The sequence below is a fragment of the Vibrio sp. 10N.261.52.C2 genome (assembly GCF_041471425.1).
GTDB classification, from domain to species: Bacteria; Pseudomonadota; Gammaproteobacteria; order Enterobacterales; family Vibrionaceae; genus Vibrio; species Vibrio crassostreae_C.
The window spans coordinates 1-19838 of the sequence record NZ_JBFROH010000005.1 but is presented as its reverse complement, the minus strand read 5'-3'; the positions used below and the strand labels follow the sequence as shown (position 1 = coordinate 19838).

Below are 19838 nucleotides of genomic sequence, written 5' to 3'. Positions count from 1 at the left end.
AGGAAGATATAACATGAAGGTAATGAAAAACCCAGTGACATGGCTAGTCGCGTTCGCTCTGCAAGGCTGTGTTACGGCACCTGATACGCCGCAACAACCTGAACAGCCCCCAGCAAACTTGGATGAGCCACTGAGCATTCAACCGCAAACCTTCATCATGCGTGGTCAGGTGGTGGTTGGCCATGAAAGCCGAACCTTCACTCCTTGCGGTAGCCAACAACAATACTGGTTAGACTTATCTCCAGAGTTAGCGTTAGAAGCACAAGGGCTCTCAACGAGACCTTACCAAGCCTTATATGGCGAGCTGATTGGTCACCTAACCGTGCCGAGCCAAACGGGTTATAACGCAGATTTCACAGCGCGTTTCGTGGTTGACCAAGTGAACATCCTAACCGCAGAGAACCCAGATCGCTGCGTCCAACCGCTGCGCTCAACACGAGTATTTGGTAATGAACCCTTCTGGTCAGCAACCTTCGATAAAGACCAGCTGAAATACACCAAGATGGGCGAACAGCCACAGACCCTCGATATTGAATCAAGCCGCACCACATCGAGCAGCCGTGACTACCAATTAGAAGGTAAAGCTGCACAAGGCAAACTCAACCTTACGAAAGAGAGCTGTAGCGACGGCATGAGCGATTCTATCTATGGATGGCATGCCAAGCTTAACCTCAATGACAGTAACTACAATGGCTGTGCGACGGTCTCTAACCAAGATCCAACGCTGGACTGGAGCGGACTCTACTTCGCTAGCTCAACGCAAAACTCAGGGTTCTCTATCAACCTTGAACTCAACAATGACCACAGTGCTATCACGACTTATTCATACAGCAATGGAGACCCTTCTATTGTTGAACAAGGCTTCTGGCAGCAACTGAACCAAAATCAGGTACAAGTGGTTATGACTCGCCACCAGCAACAATATTTGATCTCCGAGCGCATCTTCACACTCGATAATGGCAAGCTAATCGCTGAAAAAGAGAAAGTGGGCAACGTGGTGTATCCGATTGCCAATGGCGGTCTGGTGCTATTCGAAGCTAAGAGTGCGCAAGCACAAGTAAACACCACCACTAACGTTGATCTAACCGCAAAGCAGGTGAACTCCAGCGATCAACTTGATCCAAAAGTCGACCAAGCGATCCGCGAATACTTTAAGATCAACAACAGCTCACCTGACGACACTAAATACCGCTGGTTAACCTACGACCTCAACGGCGACGGTAAAGAAGAGCTGTTCGCCCAACTCGATTGGTGTGGTTCTGGTGGCTGTACACTGCTAATTTTCGAAAACCATCAAGATAACTGGCGCTTCAATAGCCGAGTGACACTGGTTAAGGGCGACATACGCTTAGGTAAATCGCAAAACCACGGCTGGCAGGATCTGATCTTCAATGTCAGTGGCGGCGGTGCAACACCGGCGAAACACACACTTTCATACTCTGGTGTCAGCTACCCGCTAAACCCAAGTGTCGCTCCAGTTGCAGATGATGCTGATATCAGCGACGTGGTTTTGTTTGCTGATGGTATCTCACCCGCACAAAGTGGAGTTAAGTTGTAAACATGAGTAACCAACAAGCTTGCCATGGTTGTAGCTTCACTCACCAATGTATTTGTCACCTGATACCTAGTGTCGCAAGCCAAATCGATCTTGTACTGCTCACTCATGAGAATGAACTGTCACGCGATACCAATACAGGGAAGCTGCTTCAGCAATCCCTTGATCAGTGTCAGTCCATTGTATGGCAAAGGAAAACACCACCAGCGGAGCTCATCGCACTGCTTGACGATAAAACACGACAACCGTTTCTTTTATTCCCAAGTGATCAAAGTGTCGAGTGCCAGCAAGCTGTAATGACCCAAGCCCAGAGCCGTAAGCCACTATTCATCATCTTGGATGGCACATGGCAAGAAGCGAAGAAGATGCTTAACAAGAGCTCGTGGTTACAAGCCGTTCCGCAAGTTCACCTCGATATTACCAGCGAATCTTCATACACCTTGCGCCGCAACCAAGACAGTGGCCACTTGTGTACTTGTGAAGTGGGTATTGAGTTACTCAAATCTTTAGGTGAAAGTGAATCTGCCAAGCTCATTGATGACTACTACCAGCATTATCTAAAAGTGTTCCACGCCGACAAGTGTGGCCACGCCCTCAAATAGACCAAGCAGGCGCGCGGGAAGGTAAAAACACATTTCGGGACGAGACAGACACTAAAAACAAAAAGGGTGAGCCATAAGCTCACCCTTTTTACATCGTATTTTCGTTATTGAGCCAACCAGTGTTTCACGTGAAACGCTCGCTCCATCAAAACAAACGCTGAGGTTGACCAAAGTAATACCCTTGCAAGTAATCGACCCCCATGTCTTCAGCAATACGGCACACCTGCTCATTATGAACGAACTCCGCCACCGTCTTAGCATTCAGAATCTGGCATAAGCTCACCAACTGCTGAGCGATCTTGCGCTGCTTTTTATCTTTATCAATATTGCGAATCAAACTGCCATCAAGCTTGATCACCTGTGGTTCTAGCTTCAATATCTCATCAATGTTCGAATAGCCCGAACCAAAGTCATCAACAATAATATTCACACCAAGATCGCGGAAGTGATTACACACCTCAATCAAGCGACCGTAATCCTGAATTTGTTCCGTTTCTAACACCTCCAAGCCAATACGCTGTGGGTGACTGATTTTCTTGATCGCTTGTTCAAGGTGAAGAATGGTTTTCTCATTGCTGAAATCTTGTGGCGCTAAATTAATTGAGAACGAATCGGTTCGCTGACTCATAAAATCGAAGGTGCGCGTTATCATCTGACGACTGAGGCGTGTATAGAGATGGGTTCCTTCAATGATTGGCAAGAACTTACCCGGTGCAATTAACTGACCGTCCTCTTCAATTCGAACCAAACACTCGTAGCTCTCTACCTGATGACTGTGTGCTGAAACTATGGGCTGAGAGCACGCCACAATATTCTGATTAAGCACCGCGCGACTCACGCACGACAGCCAACCAAGTTGCTCTTGGCGATGCTTCTCCAATTGAATGAGTGCCTTGGCGCTCACTAGGTGCTTGTTCTGGCTGACAGCGCTGCGCCTCGCATCAATCGCCTTCAACAATAAGTCATCAATAGAGGTAGTCGGGAAATCTCGACGGCTGGCGATACCCGCACAGATAGACACCGACAAGTAATCAATATCGGGTAAACCGGTAGGCTCAAAATTCACATGCTCGGTTTGATCGGCAAATTCCGAGAATCGCTGATGAATATGTTCTTGGCTCGCCCAGCTATCAAACACCACCGCCCACTCACCAATACCGATACTGTAGAGCTGACAACCCTCATCAAAGAACTGCCACAGCGCCTTTTGAAAGTACTCACTCAAATCATGTAAAAGCTTGTCACCCACTCGATAGCCATACTTCTCATTGATCTGACCAAAGGTCGTGACCTTCAAAGCTAACAAGTGGCTGTCACTGCTCATTTTCGACAGCTTCTCACGCAACACACTGCGATTGGGTAAACCAGTACGGAGATCAATTCGGTAGCTTGCCGTCAATGCAGTGGCTTGCTGCTGAATCTTACTCGCCATACTGTTATTCATATCATCGACATCAAGCAGTGCATTTCGGATCAATGAAAACAGAGGGGATATATTGGTAGCGGGTTGTGTCTCTAATGGCAATACTGCCTTACCCTTACCCTCACCCTCTTTAAGCGCAAGGTAAGTGAGGCTATGGTGCAAGATTCGCTGTTGGCTATTCTCTTGATAAAGTTCTCCCATGCAGTAAACGCCATAGCTGTCGGCCAATTTTTGGAAAACCTCTACCTCTTGGTTGCCATCGATAAAGTCGATGCGAGAGGTGCAGTTGTAAATGAAGAACTGTTCTGGCCTATGAGAGGCGATCTGCTGCACGCCCAGTCGTATCTGCTCTAAGGTCAGTGATGGATGGTCATAACAAAACCGGACCTCATCGCCCACTTGGAACAGGCCGCTGAATTCTATCTCTCCACTTTCCGTTACCTTGAGCGGTAAGTGAATGTTTTGCTCTTTCGGGTCACCGACCATCAAGGGAAAGTTATGCAGTTGCTCAAAAGGCACTTCGAGGCCATCAGCGAGGTAACGATTGTAGAGTTCGCGAACAGGCATCCCATCCAGTTCCAACAACCGGTTCTCTTGAGCACCTGTCACTCGAAAAGTTCGACCAATCGGATTCCATTCAGTGTAGTAACCCTTAGCGATGGAGAGCTCAACACTGTGCAGCGCCAACATCACATAGGCATTTTCATAGCAAATGCCGTCTAACATCACCCATCGCCCATTATCTGTGATGGTCGATGCACCGCCACAGATCGGTAATGAATACATCGACTGCTCAAACGCTGAAAATAGATCTCGGTTATTTATCTGCAAGCGGTCTGCGAAACAGATGATGCTTTGAGTATTATCATTGCACTCAAGCTGTTGCCACATAGCGTGGCTATCGAGCAATGGTTGTTCGCTATATTCGACAACACCACAAGAGTAAGACATCGCGTCAAAGCGGGTAACAATCAGATAAAGACCTTGGTGCAGGATGACACCTTGACTAATGTAGTGGTTAGCACTGCAACCAATCAATTTGGCATTGGGAAAAGTCGATTGAATCACTTGGCAGGCAGCCAAAACAGAACCTTTCTCGAAAGACGAAAACACCTGAATCAGTAGGCTTTCATGTTGATGAAAATCTATCTTTTCCAATTCACGTTGGGTTTGCTCAATGTCTTGTATCAGGAGAGAAGTCGACTGCATATTCACATTAATCGTTACGTTAATGATTTATTATTGTGCTTATTATAGATAAGGCTTGCACGGAATACTTGCGATCGCGTTATGAATAATGTGACCTTAGTTAGACATCATTCATTCCGCCAAAAAGCAGTCATTAATGGCGGCGCAGTACTTTTATAGCCAGTCGTTACACAATGCGGGAAGCTTTAACTGCTAAAACAGTCGCTTAGGCTCACCGAAGTAGTAACCCTGCAGATAATCGACACCCATTTGCTCTGCTATCTCACAAACCTGTTGGTTATGGACAAATTCAGCGACCGTTTTGGCATTGAACACTTGGCACAAACGAATCAACTGAGAGGCTATGTTTCTTTGTTTTTGATCTTTGTCGATATTACGAATCAAGCTACCGTCGAGCTTAATGATCTGTGGCTCAAGCTTAATGATTTCCTCGATGTTGGAGTAACCAGAGCCAAAGTCATCAACAATGATTCTCGCCCCGAGAGCACGGAAGTGATCACACACCTCAATCATGCGACCATAATCTTTAATCTGCTCAGACTCGAGAACCTCTAGGCCAAGTCGAGTGGGATCGTTCATAGCACTGATGGCGGTCTCGAGCACCTCAAGCGTCTTGTCGCTCAACAAATCTTGCGGGGATAGGTTGATAGAAAATGGGCTTTGCTTATCCGCCATATAACCTATGGTGTTCTTAATCATGTGTCGGCTGAGGCGAGTGTAAAGGTGCGTGTCGGCAATGATAGGTAAGAACTTACCTGGTGGCACAATGGTACCGTCTGACTCCATGATTCTGACCAAGCACTCTTGGCCAATCATTTCGTGCGTAACCGACTCCACAATTGGCTGGGAATAAGTGATGATGTTCTGATCTAAAATCGCACGACTTACACAGCTCAGCCAGCCTAGTTGCTCTTTGCGATCTTCTTCACTCACCTGAATGTCTTTAGCATTGGTGATGTGGGTATTGTTACGTACTCCATAGCGTCGAGCTTCGATCGCTTTCAATAAGATCTGGTCACCACTGTCGGTTAAGAAGTCACAACGACTAGCAAAGCCGCCACACAGAGAAACTGACAGGTAATCAATATCAGCCAAACCATATGGCTCAAAATTTATGTGTTCGATGTCATCGGCGAACTCAACGAAACCTTCTTTTATTTTCGTACTACCAACACTAGCATTGAAGATAATCGCCCACTCTCCAACACCAATACTGAATAGCTCTACCTTCACGCGAGGCTCTTTAACCACACGAAGCTGTAATCGCTCGATAAAGTGATTAGACAGATCGAGTAGCAGCTGATCCCCCACTTGATAACCATACTTCTCGTTAACCTGATGGAAGTTGGTTAGCTTTAAGGTCAGCAGATGTTCACTGAACAGAATCGTATTGAGGCGCTCTTTCAGTACGATACGGTTCGGCAAACCAGTACGCGAGTCAATGCGATAGCTTTCGGTTAAGCGACGCGCTTGTTGATGGAGTTTCTTTTCCATCTGAGTATTCATACTGTCGAGATCAGCGACTGCATTTCTGACTAGGTTAAGCAATGGCGACACGGTTGAGCCACACTGAAAGTCTTCGCAATGAAACTCTTTAATCTCGTCAGACTCGCGCATAGCGATATAAGTCAAGCTGTGGTGCAGTATCTCTTGGCGGTCTTCATTACGGTATAGCTCCCCCATGCAGTAGGCACCACATGTATTCACTATCCCTTCAAATGGCTTGAGCTCAAGTTTACTGTCGATAAATTCAAGTCGAGATACGCAGTTATAAATGATCACCGATTCAGGCTGATGCATGGCTAGCATCTCGGCACCGTGGTGCACCTTTTCTGCAGTGAGCGATGGGTGGTTATAACAAAACTGCGCCTCTTCACCGACATGCCAAGGGCTATCAAACTCAATACTGCCATCATCATTAATACGTAGCGGCGTCGAGATACCCTTCTTTCTGCCAAGTTCTCGATAAAGTGGAAAGCTCATCAGTTGACTAAAAGGAAGGTCTTTGCCATCCGCAAGGTAATGTTTGAATACTTCAATAGCCGGCTTGTCGTTCAATGCGTATAAGCGATTTCCGATTGCGTGTGTGACTCGTAGCTTCATCCCAATCGGGTTCCACTCAGAGTACGCGTCCGACCAAACCTTCAATCTTGGGTTAGTCAGAGCCACAGCAACACAGGCGTGCTGGTAGGTTTGCTCGTTATACATAACCCAACGGCCAAATTCATTCTCATGGCACAGTCCACCAGCTATCGGCAAGGCGTAAGGCAAATTTTCAAAAGCGCTATAAATAGGATAATCACGCCCTTCAACCTGATCGCACAAGCTGATGACCGTTTTGGTTTCTTCTGTAAGGCGCAGCTGAAAAGCTAAGTCTTGGCTGTCTTGATTTGGATTGCCGGAAAAAGGCTGGACCGCAGAGGTTAGATGGGTTTCGTTGAACTCACTGATGATGACTAAGGTGCATGCACTTTCAAGGCAATTATCACAGATAACATGACGAGCACTCTGGCCAATTAGCGTCGCATTATTTAAACGATTGAGGGCAACACCCGCGATTTGACGAGCTAGATCTGAAGATTGAGCTGAGAAAATTTGAATAAGGTACTGTTTGCTGTCACACCATTCTCGCTGATCAAATTGAGCTCTAAATAACGCCTCAGTATTTGCGAGAAATGTAAATGTTTGCATGCCAACCCTTGTTCAAAATCGAGTGAAGTAACAACCCGCAACCACTGCTATGACTGAAATGAATCGATAAAAAGTAGTCGCCAATTATCCTAGCCTAATCAGGCTTTTATAGGCGACTAATGTAACAATTCAATAGCATAAATGCGACACAATAAGCTTACCGAGCCATTAAATTAGTCGCATAAGATCGCTAAGTTGGTCTATTTCAACATCAGGGAGCACACTCGCCTTCGGGGAGCGGTATAAATTGGAACCAGTGTCATTAAACCAGCACGCTTGGAAGCCATTTTGCTTGGCTCCATAGACATCCGTTTTGAGGTGATCGCCAACATGAAGAATATTCTCAGCGTCACAACCTAGGTGTTGCTGAGCTTTTTCAAACATATCTGGATAGGGTTTTGCTCTGCCATCAGGGCCGGCTTTAAGGATTAATTGAAAGTACAGCCCTAAGCCAATTTTGTGTGGATCGACATTGCCATTGGTAATCGCAACCAGAGGAATACGTTGGCTAAGTTCAGTCATCACTCGATGCGTTTCTTGAGGGACATCGACTTGATTACGCAACCACAAGGCATGCTCAATGCCCTCTCGAGCCGCTTGCTCTGCTTGCTGCAGAGAGTAACCCAATTGCAGCAAACCACTCTTAATCTGAGTTTCACGCCACACGGTGACATCATGTTTCAAAGCTGGGTTTTCAGATGCGACTTGCTGCTTAATGCCCTGCCACTCTTCAAGCGATAAAGAAGCCGACACTGGGTGCTTTTGATAAAGCCACTGTGCCATCTCTTTCTCAACCTTCATGATCACAGGCCAGTTGTCATACAGGGTGTCATCCAAGTCAAAGGTCATGGCTTTGATGGGCTTTAACCCTCGATAAATTCGCATAGTAAACCCTTTAATCTAATCTTTATTCTTCTTACGAGCTCTCGGGTGAGCCTGATCATAAGCTTGTGCTAAGTGTTGGAAATCTAAGTGGGTATACACTTGGGTCGTCGAGATGTTTTCATGGCCAAGCAACTCTTGCACAGCACGAAGATTTTGGCTCGATTCCAGCACATGCGTTGCAAAGGAGTGACGCAGTTTATGCGGGCTGATGTGGCTCGCGACAGATTGCTTCTTGCCCCACTCTTCCATGCGCTTTTGCACGCTGCGGTGAGAGATACGAGTCCCGAGCTTAGAGACAAACAGCGCGGTTTCACCCGGTGAAGCCAATTCACCACGAACTTTGAGCCATTTATCGACCCACTCTTTAGCTAAACCAGAAAAAGGCGCTTTACGTTCTTTGTCGCCTTTACCAATCACTCGGATTTCGCCTTGTCGACCCAACACATCTTTCAGATTGATGCCGACCAGTTCTGCCAGTCGTAATCCAGCACCATACATCACCTCCATCATCGCTCGATCACGAATCGACAATGGATCGTCCTCATTCACATCAAGCAGTTGACCCACTTCATCAACATCGAGGTTTTTAGGCAAAGGGCGTTGTTTGCGAGGTGCAGAGACACCTTTGGCTGGATTGGCGGTCATTTCGCCACGCAACACAAGGAAATCAAAGAAGCTGCGCAGTGACGATAAGCGCGTTGCAATGCTGCTCGCTTTCATTCCCTCACGCATGCCTTTACTGGCCAGTTGTCTGACCCACGCCGCATCGACTTGACCCCAATCCTTTAGCCCTAGAGTGACTAAATGACCGGCCATGGTTTCAAGTTGTTGTTTGTAATTACGTTGGGTGTGTAGGCTGAGTCCCTTCTCGCTTCGGAGATATTCATAGAAGCGAGAAAGTGGCTTTTGAAGGCTGTTAGGAAGAGGTATTTTGGGCTCTAGGCTCATTATTTATCTGCCAAGGTAAGGTGTCCGCCAAATGAGCGACAACAAGTGCTAAATGGCGTAAAAAGAGCGTATCCATATGGGGTTGGAAATGTCCGCCATCTTCACTAGAAAAGGCGAGCAAACCCAATGGAGACTGCTTAGCAAGCGGTAGTACTACATAAGAGCCTAGCTCTGGAACTGGATAATCACCAAACAAATCGTGTCTGTCGGCTTTTCTCAAGCGTCCAAGATAAGCATCTTTGCCATTGAAATGGTTAAGCGAAAACTTAGAGTAACCCTCAGCACTCAACTGATAAAAGCCAGATTGCGAAAGAATACGAACATGAGCCTTAAGCCCAAGATCTAACGCTTTTTGTTCAACGGCTTTTATCACCTGCATGAAGTCACTGCATTTCAGCACTTGCGCTTGCAGATCCATAAACTCATAGAAGGTTTTATCGTTATTTGCTGCCAACGACATCAAGCCAGTGATCTCTTCTTCAAGCTCTTCGATTCGATGACGTTGGCGTTTAAGCTGAACCTCAACCAGAGAAACAGCGCCCTGCTCAACGTTATTGATAGCAAGGCGATCAACCAAATCTTTTCGGTCTTGGAAAAAATCTGGGTTATCACGTAAATATTCCGCGACCACTTCTGCGGTGAGTGCGTCGGCTTCAACGTAAGACAAAACCTATCCTTTATTTTTATGAATATATTTGTTTTGGGTCGTTATTAGCAAGAAAGTTGACCATCAAACACATGCGTTGCAGGGCCGGTCATAAACAGAGGTTTACCCGGGCCTTGCCAGCTAATGTGTAAGTCACCGCCTGGTAGACGAACCTTCACATTCTCAGCCAGTAAGCCTTGAGTGATACCCACTGCAACTGCGCCACACGCTCCGCTACCACATGCCTGAGTTTCACCCGCGCCGCGTTCGTAAACACGTAGACGAACTTCTTCACGGTTAACGACCTGCATAAAGCCAGCATTAACACGCTCAGGGAAACGTTCATGTGATTCAAGTAGTGGGCCTAAGGTGTCCACATCAGCCGTGTCGACGTCATCAACCACGGTAACCACATGTGGGTTACCCATGCTTACCGCACCACAGAATAAGGTGTGTACATCCGTTCTTAGGATATACGTCTTCTCTGGCTGCTTGGCCTTGAATGGAATCTTGCCGGGTTCGAACTCAGGAATGCCCATGTTCACCGTGATCAGGTCATTCTCTTCAATCTTGAGAACCATTTTACCTTTCTTGGTACTCACGTTGATGCTGTACTTATTCGTTAAGCCTTTCATGCGAACGAATCGTGCAAAACAACGTGCACCATTGCCACACTGCTCCACTTCACTGCCATCCGCATTGAATATGCGGTAATGGAAATCAGTTTCTGGATCATAGGGAGCCTCAACCACAAGTAGCTGATCAAAGCCCACGCCAGTGTGACGATCCGCCAAGCGACGGATCAAATCTGGAGAAAAGAAAATATTTTGAGTAATGCAGTCCACGACCATGAAATCATTGCCCAAACCATGCATTTTAGAAAAGTGGAAGTGCATAACGCTTAAAATTACTCCGGAAGAATGTTTTCAAGTTCCCACAGACTCGTAAGCTCTTCACGCTGACGAACCAAGTGAGTTTTATCGCCATCCACCATCACTTCAGCCGCACGCGAACGAGTGTTGTAGTTAGATGACATCGCGAAGCCATAAGCACCCGCTGAACGAACCGCTAGCAGATCACCTTCTTCAAGAACAAGGTCACGATCTTTTCCTAGGAAATCGCCTGTCTCACAGATTGGGCCAACCAAATCGTAAGTCACAGTTTCACCCTGACGAGGGCTCACAGGAACAATATCCTGCCAAGCTTGGTAAAGTGCTGGGCGCATTAGATCGTTCATTGCTGCATCGATGATGGCAAAGTTCTTGTGCTCTGTTGGCTTGAGGAACTCGACTTTCGTTAATAATACACCAGCGTTAGCAGCAATCGCTCTTCCAGGCTCGAAAATCAGCTCTAGATCAGAATGATTGTCTAGGCGAGCCAATAAGGCTTTCGCGTAGTCAGAAGGCTGTGGTGGTAATTCATCACGATAAACCACACCCAAACCGCCACCGACATCAAGGTGTTTGATGTTGATACCGTTAGCACGTAGCTGGTCGATCAGCGCAAGCAGGCGATCGGTTGCATCGATGAAAGGTTCGATATCTGTTAACTGAGAACCAATGTGGCAATCAATACCATGGATAGACAAGTTATCGAGTGTTTTTGCAAACTCATAGACAGCAGGAGCACGGTCGAAAGCGATACCAAACTTGTTATCACGCAGACCAGTAGAGATATAAGGGTGAGTGTTCGCATCAACGTCTGGGTTGATACGCAGTGAAATCGGCGCTTTAACACCAAGCTCACCAGCTACTTTATTCAGTCGCTCTAGTTCTGGTTCAGACTCTACGTTGAAACACTTAATGTTCAACTCAAGCGCACGCTTCATTTCAGCGGCTGTTTTACCGACACCAGAGAATACAACTTTTGCTGGATCGCCACCGGCAGCAACCACACGCTCTAGCTCACCGCCAGAAACGATATCGAAGCCAGAGCCCAAACGAGCCAAAGTATTCAACACGCCAAGGTTTGAGTTAGCTTTAACGGCATAACACACCAAGTGCGGATGCTCACCAACCGATGAATCAAACGCATTCCAGTGGCGTTCTAATGTTGCACGAGAATATACATACAGCGGTGTACCATATTGCTCTGCTAGTTGTGAAAGTGCGACGTCCTCAGCCCAAAGCTGGCCATCTTCCTGATAGTTGAAGTAATCCAAAGTTCTTATCCCTTATAAATAACGATTTCTGCGTGTTTTCACTTATTGTGATTGTTCGGTTTGCTGAACTTCATCAGGATCGTACAAAGGACCCGTTTGACCACAACCAGAAAGTCCAATAACGGACATCATAAATAGAGCAGCAATTAATTTTTTCATTTTGCATATCGTGATTATTAACTCAATGCCCCCTATAATCGCACCACACTCAGGAAAAGCAATAGGATAGAAAGGATGAACGAGACTGAATTTCATCAGCTGGTCGATATACAGATGCAAAACATCGAAGAAGCTATCGATGAATCAGAGGCAGATATTGATTACGAAGTGACTGGTAACGTGATGACGCTGGAGTTTGAGAACCGCAGCCAAATCATCATTAACCGCCAAGAACCAATGAAAGAAATCTGGTTAGCGTCTAAATCTGGTGGCTTTCACTTCAAGCTAGTTGACGACAAGTGGACATGTTCAAAGACGGGCATGGAGCTGTTTGAGATGGTTAAAGAAGAATGCGTGAAGCACGCAGGTGAAGCGATCGATTGGGTCTAATCATTTGTAAGCAAAAACTAAAAAGGAGTGAATCAATCACTCCTTTTTTTAAAATCAATCGGGCTTAGTAAGACTAGATGTTAACTATCTTTGAGCTCCGAGAAGCTAAAGTTGCATCGTTACGATAAGGCACAACGTAAGAATTGCCTTCTTCAGGATGAACGATTTGGTAGTACTGAGGTAGGTTAAAGTTAATCAACTTAGACGACATCTTCGACTCATCTTTTACCGATGTGTAGAAAGAATTCACGCTCGCGATCATCTCATCTTTTTCACCGCTGTACTGGTGGTAGACCTCAACTTGGTTCGACTCGTCCAATACATAAATATTGAAGCCTTTGTCGGTATCTTCGAAAAAGAACTGAATCAAGCCCTCACTCGCAAAACCATCCACCACTTCTGGTAGCTGATACTCTTGCTCTTTATCGAGCATCAGTAAAGGTGAGCCCTTTAACTTATTGGTTGAGATGCTACGGTAGAAATCGACCGAGTTTTCCAACATCTGTACCGACACACCACGACGTTCGAAGAACAGACCAAACATCTTATTAGCTAAACGAATAGCCTTAAAGCGGCGGCGCTTCTCGGGTTCAATCGGTTTCAATCGTAAATCGATACACTCAGCAAGCAGTTGATACACCATGTTACGCATCACACCACGCAGGTTTTTGCTGTAACAGAACACATCAACCGATTCTGGCGGTAAAGCATCTTGGTGCATTTTGCCAAGCACCGTCTTCAGCGCATCCAGCATTGCCGTATCACCTTGGAAATGCAGCGTACGTACTTCATGCCAAGAGTTACGATAAACTAAGTCGACACTGCCGACTAAGCTCTTACCTTCCTCACCAAAGCTGAAGATATCGGCGTTCTTGAGGTCCACTTTTAATGCACGACCACTTAATTCAGACGTCGGGTCATTTTCAAAGTTGATGAACATCGCTAGCTGGCTTATCTCACACGGGCTCGCCAGTGCTTGCATACTTGGGCGACGCTTACGCAAAGAAAACGTATTACGCAGGTCGCTCACCATTTGATAGAACTTATCGATATCGATGTGAGCGTCACGTACCACAGAGTGCAAACGTGTCGACTCGGTAATCAAGCCATTAAAAAACGACCATGCTACCAACTTACTCAAGTACTCATGGTGCTCTAGAGAAGGCTGACCAAGAATGCGGTGTGCAACCAGTGGCTGCTTATACAAGTACCAACCTGCTTTATTCGACTGACCCTGACGAACTTCGATGAAGCTCAAGTCGGGTTCATGCAGATCCGGAGAGATTTGTGGGTTCAGCAGTGTCACTTTACCTGGCAATACCTCAAACGCAGCGTAAAGCTTACGTGCCAAGATGCTGATATCTTGTGGACTGATTGCCGAAGTGATGTCGTTACGACGCGCAAATTGAATCAGATTACGATAGCTCAGCATCAAGGCATCAAGCAGTGCATGGTGCACTACTTTAACCTGCTCAACCTTCCAGTTACGGCGGTTATCGAGCTCAGCAATGGTTTCATGTCCCCAATTCCAAGATTTAGTCATCTCGGTTAAGGCTTCACGACGCCACGCAACGGAGCCAATGCCCGCATCTCGTGACAACTTCTCGTGGGTCTTAAGATAAAAACAGCGCCTCACCAAGTCCAATCGAGTATGGTCGTTAATACGCTCTAGGTAGCGCGTTACCTTCTCAAGCATCAGATAGTAACTATCCATGCCATACAGATCCGGTTCATCCGCGAAGAAGCGACGCTTGGTATCAATACTCAGCAGTTGGGTGTTTGGGTATTCCCATGAATAGGCTTCTAACAGGATCGCCTTCAAAACCGATTTATACGGTGAGTCGATACTCTTATAGAGCTGCCACAGGTTTGAACCAAAGTACTCTTCAGCGGGAATGCGATTCAGCTTGCCGAAATCGATCCACTGCGAGCAATCAAGATAGCCATCCTGACACAAACCTTGAACATACTCGTCGTAACACTCTTCCATTTCTGGCGGAATGATTTGCCACAACAAACGCTGACCAGCCAAACGAACCGCAGAGCGATAAAACTCATCAAGCAATAATAAGTGCTGTGAAGAACCACAGTTATCGCCGGTCATCTCTTCTGAATGGTTCGAACGGAAACGCTGTTCATCCATCAAGAAGAAGTTCGCTTCTACTCCCAAGGTTTCAGCCCAATCGGTAATCAAGAGACACTTGTTGGTTAGGCTATCGCGAGAGGCGCCATCCATATCCGGGGAAACACACACCCAGATATCAAGATCACTTGAAGTGCTTTGACCAATAGAAGAAGTACTACCCATGGTGTACAAGCCAAGGATTGCTGGTTCATCCGTCTCGGTGAGTTTGCCACCCAGCGTTAATTCGGTATCAGAGACAAATTGCTTTTGGAATTCATTAAGCGTGAAGCTACGAATTCCAAAAGGAACTTGTTGGTCATAATAACCAGGCATCATCGGGTGATTGAAGTGAAGCAGTGCGGGAATAAGGTTGAATACTCGCTGGCCTTGCACATTCATCAACGCCAACGCACGATCAATGCGCTGCTGATTTAGATTGTCTAATCGTTGAATCAAAGTTTGAGTGTAAGCCTGCAAGGTAAGTCCTTGGTTTGAGGTTAAGTGCAGTTCTGTTTAGTTACTGAACGAAAGGAGCAACAAAACGTGATCAATTTAACACTTTTACCCTTAATGGTAAAGCAAAGGAACCCGTCATACTGGTCAATTCCTTGATGACAGAAAGTTAAACTCACGGCGCCGTAGTGTCCTCTTTATTGACTATTTCTAATAATAGCCCATGTTTCAAATGAGATACTAATCACACTATTTTGGTGAACTCATGAAAATCTCTCAGCTATCAAAGTATGGAATGATCAAACAGTAAGAATTCTCGCCTCATAATGGTAGGATTAGGCTATTACAGAACCTATATCGGAAACACCATGACAAATTCAGCACCAATCCGTATCGCGACCAGAAAAAGCCCTCTTGCCCTTTGGCAGGCATACTTTGTAAGGGATGCACTGCAAGCTGCTCACCCTGGTTTAGAGGTTGAGCTAGTAACTATGGTGACCAAAGGTGACATCATCCTAGACACTCCGCTTGCTAAAGTGGGTGGTAAAGGACTGTTCGTTAAAGAACTTGAAGTAGCCATGCTAGAAGGTCGTGCTGACCTAGCGGTTCACTCAATGAAAGATGTACCTGTCGACTTCCCTGAAGGTCTAGGTCTGGTAACAATTTGTGAGCGAGAAGATCCGCGTGACGCTTTCGTATCAAACACTTACAACAACATCGACGAACTCCCACAAGGTGCTGTCGTGGGTACGTGCAGTCTGCGTCGCCAATGCCAACTGTTAGAATACCGCCCAGATCTGATCATCAAAGAGCTGCGCGGCAACGTTGGTACTCGTCTAGGTAAACTCGATGATGGTCAATACGATGCGATCGTACTGGCTGCTGCAGGTCTTAAACGTCTAGAGCTAGAAGAGCGTATTCGTAGCTTCATCGAACCAGAGCAGTCTCTCCCTGCTGTTGGCCAAGGCGCTGTTGGTATTGAGTGTCGCCTTGATGACGAGCGTCTGATTAAACTCCTTGAACCACTGAATCATAAAGACACGGCTGATCGTGTACTGTGCGAACGTGCAATGAACCTTACCCTAGAAGGTGGCTGTCAGGTTCCTATCGGCAGCTACTCATTATTAGATGGCGAAAACATCTGGCTACGTGCATTAGTTGGTGAACCGGACGGTTCTAAGATGGTTCGTGGTGAGATCTCTGGCCCTCGCAAAGATGCAGAAGCACTTGGCGTGACTCTGGCAAATCAATTGCTGGATGATGGCGCGAGAGAAATCTTAACCAAGCTCTACGTTGACCAAGAATAATCATGACAGTGTTGGTGACTCGTCCCGGTTCAGAGGGACAATCGCTTTGCCAACAACTAGCGGATGAAGGGGTTCAAGCAATCCATCATCCGCTGATTCGTATCGTGGATAATCCCAACTCTGCGGATTTAAGCACCCAGCTTAATAACAGCGATATCATTATTGCAGTCAGTCACCACGCCGTGTCGGCTGCCCAAAGCATCCTTTCAAAAACCTCATCCATTTGGCCTACTTCGCCGCTTTATCTTGGCGTTGGTCAAAAAACTGCGCACGTTTTAAGCAAAGTCTGTAAACAAAAAGTAAACTATCCTCAAGTTAGTGATAGTGAACATCTTCTTAAACTTACTGAACTTAATGGCGTAGAAAATAAGTCCATTTTGATACTACGTGGCAATGGTGGGCGTGAGCTCATTAGGGATTCTCTACTCAATCGAGGTGCACAAGTCTCTTATTGTGAGACCTACCGTAGAGAATATATTCCTATTAGCGACCACAATACCTATCAAACATGGATAAACAAAAAAACGTCCAAAGTTGTCATCACTAGTCAGGAACAATTGGAGTATCTCTGCTCAATTACCCCTGATGAGTATTTGGCTTGGCTTTCAACAAGACATCTATTTGTCCCAAGCCAGCGCATTGTAGAACGAGCACAACAACTCGGCTTCTCGAATGTGACCAATACTCACAGTGCTACGAACCAAATATTACTGGCTGCTCTCCGGCCCTAGCTAGAAACAGGAAATAAGCATGACAAGCAAAAAAAATAATGAGCATATTGAACCTGAAAAGAAACAAGATACTCAGCCAGTAGTTGTTGAAAACGAAAAAGCTGACTCTACAGAGACAAAACAACCTGAACAGAAGCTTGATGCCTCTGCTTCAAATACCGCTAAAAATGAGCAGCCTCAAGCTGAGCATAAAGAGCAAATAGAGAAAGCAGAAAAGCAAGGTAAGCGCGGTGTCAAACTAGGCGCTATTGCGATCGCTATTTCAATTATCTTCAGTGGCGGTATCGCATTTCAAATGCAGCAAAAGAGCGCTGAATACTCGGCTCAAATAGCCGCTCTTCAAGCACAACTTCAAAATACCCAATCTGCGGTAAATAAAGACCTACAAACCATCAAGCAAGAGACTATCCAAGAAGCCTCACACGCGGTGGAGAAAACTCAGGTCGTGCAATCTCAACAGCAGAAGAGCATTCAAAGCCTGCAGTTAGCAGTGGCTGACGTGAAAGGTCGCCGCCCGAATGACTGGTTACTTGCCGAAGCCGATTACCTTGTGAAACTAGCAGGACGTAAACTGTTCCTTGAGCATGATGCCGTTAGCGCAACCAAGTTAATGGAAAGCGCCGATCAACGTATCGCAGCACTGAATGACCCGAGCTTAGTGTCACTGCGTCAATCAATGACCAATGACATTACCAAGCTTCGCACTATTCCTCTGATCGACCGTGACGGCTTAGTTCTGCGTATCACAAGCTTGCAACAGCAAGTCGATACACTGCCGCTTGCCAATGCGATTCTTCCGGAAGCTGCGGTTGTTGAGAAAAAAGCGGTATCGCAAGATATTAATGATTGGCAGAACAACCTGATGACGTCGATGAAAGACTTCTCAGAAAACTTCATCACATTCCGCAGTCGTGATGGCGAAGTTATCCCTCTACTATCACCAGAACAGCACTTCTACCTGCGTGAAAACATCAAAGGTAAATTAGAAACCGCGATTCGCGCCGTCTACAAAGAACAAGGTGAACTCTATAGCGCAGCTCTTAATACCGCTAGCGAGTGGTCGAAAGCTTATCTAAATCAAGATAACAACTCAGTGATTGAATTTGAGAAAGCGATTAAACAGCTAAGTGAACAGAACATCTCTGTGAAATACCCTGTAAAGCTTGAGTCTCAAAATGAGTTGTCAGATGTGATACGTGAGCGCCTACGTCGTGAAGTCACCGTTATGACCACGGAGGAAAAATAATGATTCGTTGGATTTTTCTTTTTCTCGTTCTAGGTGCTGGGTTAATTGTTGGTACTCAGTTCTCTGGTCAACAAGGCTACGTTCTGATCTCAATTGCGAATAAGACCATTGAGATGAGCGTGACAACACTGGTTATCTTCGTCATCGCTCTTCTAGCGGCTCTATTCGGCTTAGAGTACCTATTTAAAAAGCTTATGTACGCGAGCTCGACAACTTGGAATTGGTTCAGTGTTCGTAAATTGAAACGCTCTCGTCGTTATACCAATGAAGGCATCATCAAGCTGCTTGAAGGTGACTGGAAAGGCGCTGAGAAGAAGGTAACACGTTGGGCTAACCATCACGACATGCCTCTACTTTGTTATTTAGTCGCTTCTCAAGCGGCACACGAACAAGGTAATACAAGTGAGCGAGATAAGTACATCGAGCTTGCTAGCCAACAGGACGACTCTCTACTAGCGGTTGAGCTAACTAAAGCTAAACAGCAAATCAGCGAGTCAAACTACGAAGCTGCATTCGATACACTTTCGACCCTAAAAGGCACATACCCTAATAACACTGCTGTACTTGGCCTGTTAAAAGCCACTTACTTGCAACTGAAGTTATGGCAGCCATTGCTAGAGTTAACTCCTAAATTAGTTAAGAACAAACTTCTAACAGCTGATGAGCAACGTGAATTAGAACAGAAAGCACAATGTGGGCTACTTCATGATGTGGCACAACAGCAAGGTAGCGAAGGTTTAATCAGCCATTGGAACAAGCTTTCAAGAAAACAGAAACAAAGTTCGCACCTTGTATCCTGCTTTGTGAAGCAACTTATCGCTCGCAAAGCTGACTCAGAAGCCTTCACTGTGATCAAAGAGAACATTGCAAAGAGTGGGTCAAATGAACTCTACATGTTGCTTCCAGAGCTGAACTTATCCGATCACCACCCAGTAGTGGTCATGCTAGAACGTGCAATTAGTAAAGACAGTGGTAATGCCGAAGCACACAGCGCGCTGGCTCAGTTCTACTTAAGAGAGCAGAAGTGGGCGGAAGCACAAAGCCACTTCGAAAAAGCCCTAGCACTTCGCTCAAATGTTTCAGATTACGGATACCTATCCGACGCACTAGAGAAGCAAAACTTGACGAAAGCAGCTCATGAGGTTTCTCGTAAAGCGCTCGCTCTAGTTCAGCCAGCTTAAGTCAAAACAACTCAAACTAAGCCGATGCCAAGCATCGGCTTTTTTATATCTGTTGTTTATCCCCAAATAACTTCAACGATACTTATAAACCATAATCTATCGAGTCTTTATACCAATTAAAGTAAA

General features: G+C 46.0%; 16 protein-coding genes. 7 read left to right on the top strand and 9 right to left on the bottom strand.

Annotated elements, in window-relative coordinates; all coding sequences use genetic code 11:
* The first annotated feature begins 13 nt into the window (after positions 1-13).
* Both AB4307_RS01010 and AB4307_RS01005 read left to right on the top strand, forming a co-directional pair.
* Positions 14-1558 (top strand): COG3650 family protein, encoded by a 1545-nt coding sequence (locus AB4307_RS01010; RefSeq protein WP_017061020.1) that lies wholly within the window; start codon positions 14-16, stop codon positions 1556-1558.
* A 2-nt stretch (positions 1559-1560) separates the two neighbouring features.
* Complete coding sequence (locus AB4307_RS01005; protein WP_372128523.1) at positions 1561-2157, top strand: tRNA-uridine aminocarboxypropyltransferase; 597 nt, start codon at positions 1561-1563, stop codon at positions 2155-2157.
* A gap of 145 nt (positions 2158-2302) precedes the next feature.
* On the opposite strand, the gene AB4307_RS01000 is transcribed toward AB4307_RS01005, so the two are convergent.
* From AB4307_RS01000 to lptM, 8 genes are all read right to left on the bottom strand, one after another.
* Positions 2303-4789 carry a bifunctional diguanylate cyclase/phosphodiesterase gene (locus AB4307_RS01000; RefSeq protein WP_372130816.1) on the bottom strand — a complete coding sequence of 829 codons (2487 nt, stop codon included), beginning with the start codon at positions 4787-4789 and terminating at the stop codon, positions 2303-2305.
* 192 nt (positions 4790-4981) lie between these two features.
* Positions 4982-7480, bottom strand: coding sequence for a bifunctional diguanylate cyclase/phosphodiesterase (locus tag AB4307_RS00995; RefSeq protein WP_017061017.1), 2499 nt, complete (start codon positions 7478-7480; stop codon positions 4982-4984).
* Positions 7481-7648: 168 nt separating this feature from the next.
* On the bottom strand, positions 7649-8365 hold the full coding sequence (gene yigB / locus AB4307_RS00990) for a 5-amino-6-(5-phospho-D-ribitylamino)uracil phosphatase YigB (protein WP_017068593.1): 717 nt from the start codon (positions 8363-8365) through the stop codon (positions 7649-7651).
* A gap of 15 nt (positions 8366-8380) precedes the next feature.
* Positions 8381-9313 (bottom strand): tyrosine recombinase XerC, encoded by a 933-nt coding sequence (gene xerC, locus AB4307_RS00985; RefSeq protein ID WP_017061015.1) that lies wholly within the window; start codon positions 9311-9313, stop codon positions 8381-8383.
* Positions 9282-9980, bottom strand: coding sequence for a DUF484 family protein (locus tag AB4307_RS00980; RefSeq protein ID WP_017061014.1), 699 nt, complete (start codon positions 9978-9980; stop codon positions 9282-9284). Before AB4307_RS00980 ends, xerC begins: the two co-directional genes overlap by 32 nt.
* 44 nt (positions 9981-10024) lie before the next feature.
* Positions 10025-10855 carry a diaminopimelate epimerase gene (dapF, locus tag AB4307_RS00975; RefSeq protein WP_017061013.1) on the bottom strand — a complete coding sequence of 277 codons (831 nt, stop codon included), beginning with the start codon at positions 10853-10855 and terminating at the stop codon, positions 10025-10027.
* Positions 10856-10866: 11 nt separating this feature from the next.
* A complete protein-coding gene (gene lysA, locus AB4307_RS00970; RefSeq protein WP_017066756.1) occupies positions 10867-12120 on the bottom strand; it encodes a diaminopimelate decarboxylase in 1254 nt (417 codons plus the stop codon).
* Between the two features lie 42 nt (positions 12121-12162).
* Entirely contained in the window at positions 12163-12279 is a 117-nt protein-coding gene (lptM, locus tag AB4307_RS22020; RefSeq protein WP_017063757.1) for an LPS translocon maturation chaperone LptM, read from the bottom strand.
* 75 nt (positions 12280-12354) lie between these two features.
* On the opposite strand from lptM, the gene cyaY reads away from it, so the two are divergent.
* Positions 12355-12669, top strand: coding sequence for an iron donor protein CyaY (gene cyaY / locus AB4307_RS00960; protein WP_017061010.1), 315 nt, complete (start codon positions 12355-12357; stop codon positions 12667-12669).
* 73 nt (positions 12670-12742) lie between these two features.
* Here the strand turns inward: cyaY and AB4307_RS00955 are convergent, their stop codons facing one another.
* Positions 12743-15271 carry a class I adenylate cyclase gene (locus AB4307_RS00955; protein ID WP_136977261.1) on the bottom strand — a complete coding sequence of 843 codons (2529 nt, stop codon included), beginning with the start codon at positions 15269-15271 and terminating at the stop codon, positions 12743-12745.
* Between the two features lie 344 nt (positions 15272-15615).
* Here AB4307_RS00955 and hemC point away from each other — a divergent pair, with 344 nt between their 5' ends.
* Genes hemC through AB4307_RS00935 form a run of 4 tightly spaced genes read left to right on the top strand, consistent with a single transcriptional unit; the run spans position 15616 to position 19712 of the window.
* A complete protein-coding gene (gene hemC, locus AB4307_RS00950; protein WP_017061008.1) occupies positions 15616-16554 on the top strand; it encodes a hydroxymethylbilane synthase in 939 nt (312 codons plus the stop codon).
* A gap of 2 nt (positions 16555-16556) precedes the next feature.
* A complete protein-coding gene (locus AB4307_RS00945) occupies positions 16557-17285 on the top strand; it encodes a uroporphyrinogen-III synthase (RefSeq protein WP_136977265.1) in 729 nt (242 codons plus the stop codon).
* Positions 17286-17304: 19 nt separating this feature from the next.
* Complete coding sequence (locus AB4307_RS00940) at positions 17305-18531, top strand: uroporphyrinogen-III C-methyltransferase (protein ID WP_017061006.1); 1227 nt, start codon at positions 17305-17307, stop codon at positions 18529-18531.
* A complete protein-coding gene (locus tag AB4307_RS00935) occupies positions 18531-19712 on the top strand; it encodes a heme biosynthesis protein HemY (RefSeq protein WP_017061005.1) in 1182 nt (393 codons plus the stop codon). The genes AB4307_RS00940 and AB4307_RS00935 overlap by 1 nt, the downstream gene beginning before the upstream one ends.
* Positions 19713-19838: the final 126 nt, after the last annotated feature.